General features: G+C 57.8%; 1 protein-coding gene. It reads right to left on the bottom strand.

The genetic code is table 11. The annotated features are described in order from the left end of the window. A partial coding sequence (locus ACOCD2_RS23375) for an IS91 family transposase (RefSeq protein ID WP_293653384.1) occupies positions 1-749 on the bottom strand: 749 nt, incomplete at its 3' end. Positions 750-782 lie beyond the last annotated feature (33 nt).

Here is a 782-nt window from a genome sequence, read left to right as displayed (position 1 = left end):
CGGGCCAGGTAGCGGATGATTGTCTCGGTGTGATTGATGCAGGGCTTGCTGTAGACCACCCAGTCCTTTTTCATCAACTGATCCAGCAGCTGGTCGATTTCATCTGCCCGGGTGATGCGATCCAGCTTGCCTGCTGTGGCACATTCACGCAATGCACTGACCATCTTGCCCCTAAAATGGCGGGATAGTGCCCGGACGGGGAACAGGTACGTGCTGCGAGCGCTATGCCATTCCTGGTTTTCGGTCAGCACACCGCCCGGAACCAGGCAGTGCAGATGGACATGCTGGCTCAGGTTCTGCCCCCAGGTGTGCAGGACGGCGGTCATGCCCAGTTTGCCACCCAGCCGTTTGGGATTGGCGCCGAAGGCTTTCAGCGTCGTCCACACCGCCTGGAACAGTAGGGAATAAATGATTTCAGGATGAAGTTGTACCCAGCCATTGAGTTCATGCGGAAGCGTGAACACCAGATGGTAGTAGGTGACCGGCAGAATCGCCTGTTGTTGCCGTTCACTCCATTGGCGGGTGGCCCGTCCCTGACATTGGGGACAGTGGCGGTCCCGGCAGCTGTGATACTGGGGTACTTGGCAATGGCACTGGTCACACTGGTACTGGATACCGCCCAGTGCCGGGGTATGGCAGTTCAGCAGGTGACGGCAGACCTTGAGACGATGACCATCCAGTCGATGCCGGTCGGCGTAACCAACAAAATGGCGTTGTAGCACCCGTTGCAGCGTAGCAGGCTCACTCATATCCCACCCCCAGTTGCTCAATCAGGTCAATCA

This window comes from Thiolapillus sp. (assembly GCF_048562965.1).
Classification (GTDB): Bacteria; Pseudomonadota; Gammaproteobacteria; order Chromatiales; family Chromatiaceae; genus Thiolapillus; species Thiolapillus brandeum_A.
Note: the sequence above shows the minus strand (reverse complement) of the source record. Positions and strands in the feature narration are given on the sequence as shown.